Annotated in this window: 2 protein-coding genes; one reads left to right on the forward strand and one right to left on the reverse strand. The window is 55.0% G+C overall.

Annotation, left to right across the window (positions count from 1 at the left end; translation table 11 throughout):
- On the forward strand, positions 1–549 hold a 549-nt coding region (locus NZ772_18605), incomplete at its 5' end, for a hypothetical protein (protein MCS6815568.1).
- Here the strand turns inward: NZ772_18605 and NZ772_18610 are convergent.
- Complete coding sequence (locus NZ772_18610) at positions 537–1,577, reverse strand: o-succinylbenzoate synthase (GenBank protein MCS6815569.1); 1,041 nt, start codon at positions 1,575–1,577, stop codon at positions 537–539. The two genes, NZ772_18605 and NZ772_18610, sit on opposite strands and share 13 nt — an antisense overlap.
- Between the last annotated feature and the right edge of the window lie 79 nt (positions 1,578–1,656).

The following is a 1,656-nucleotide window of genomic DNA, read 5'->3' on the forward strand; positions in this document are numbered from 1 at the left end:
CGTGCAGGTAGGTCACCCAGTACCTTGCAAGCAGAAATCCGAGCTACTCCAGAAGCCCGTATTAAACGAGACATTAGCAGCATCCATCAACGCATCCTAGGACGCGACCTAGACAATACCCAGTTGCAATATTACTACGGCGAAGTTGCTGCCGGACGCAGAACCCTAGCCGCTCTACAAGAAGAATTTCAGCGTCAGGCCAATAATCAAGCCAGACCTACACCCACACCCACTACTCCCCAACCCACGATCGCGCCGTCTCCAACACCAGTACCTACAACCCCTGGTGACCTCATACCACCCAGGCCCAATTCCCCTGTAGCAACCATTGGTAATGCCTACTACGTTGTTGTGCCAGGAGGGAACTTGACAGAAATTTCTCAACGGATGGTGCAACTCGGCGCACCAGCAGGCAATGTCCAAGCTCGGCAGCAACCTAGAGGTCCCCATGTGGCACTTGGGCCTTTTGACGATCGTCGTCTGGCAAATCAATGGACAACCTATTTACGCGGCAACGGGCTAGATGCTCGTGTTTACTACGGGCAATAGTCACCAGACTTGGCTCTGTTGGCCTTGACCGCTTGCCACAACTGCTCAAACTGAGCGGGTAAAAAGTCATTCCAGTTGTCTGTAAACCAGTGGCTGACTCCGTAGCCCATGGCTCGCTGAGCATTCCCCAAGGTCATGGCGAGTTGCCAGCCAGCCCACTGCCCGATCGCGGTTTCCAACGCTGATGACAGAACAATATCCATCGCGTGCTCCTGGCAATATTGGCGTAGCTGACGAGGAGACCCAGCGATCGCAGGCTTAACCACCATCACCCCTGGCCATCCCCGCTGGTGGCACTCCATCAGTTGCCTGAGGGTAGCTACCGACTCATCCAGGGCTAGGGTCGTAGCATAGTCTTTAGCCAGCCTCAACATTACCTCCAATTGGTCAGGGGGGAGTGGTTGCTCTAGAAACTCAATTTGGGGATAGCGATCGCAGACTTGCAGCCATTGCCGCGCTGTTGCCTCCGTTAGCCCACCGTTAGCATCTAACCGCAGCCGCACTCCCCTTGGCAGCATTGCGCACATCTCCCGGAGCCATGCTGTTTCTAGTTCCACAGACTGAACGCCGATTTTCCACTTCCAAGTGCGATACCCCCTTGCCCACAACGGCTGCCATGCCTCCAGGGCAGACTTTCCGGTAGGTAATAGGGCAGCTATAGCAGGGGGTTGCCACGGTAAACTGTCAAGGTTGAGGTTCGGGGCAGAGAGCATGGCTAGGGCAGACTCTAGCCCAAACTGGCAAGCGGGTAAGGATGTCGGTATGGCTTCTAACTCTGCGATCGATAAACGGTCTGGCAACTGTTGACAGAACCCTAACGCTTGCTCCAGCGTTTCTGAGCCGAACCAGGGCAAGGGTGTAATGTCACCAAAGCCGACCCTGTGGTCAGTAGTGGCCAACCGCACTAGAATGCCAGCCCGAGTACGCCAGTCTCCATGGCCGGTACGCAGTGGCTGTCTTAGCTGCCGCTCATAGGGACAAAATTGCACTTGGCAAGTCATCGATCGTGCCCCAAAACGGTCATCCATGAACCTAAAGGCGACATATCATCTGGGCCAGTGTTTGAGGAATGCCCATCTCCACATCAAACTGTGTCTGCTTGGACTT

This window comes from Cyanobacteriota bacterium (genome assembly GCA_025054735.1).
GTDB lineage: Bacteria > Cyanobacteriota > Cyanobacteriia > SKYG9 > SKYG9 > SKYG9.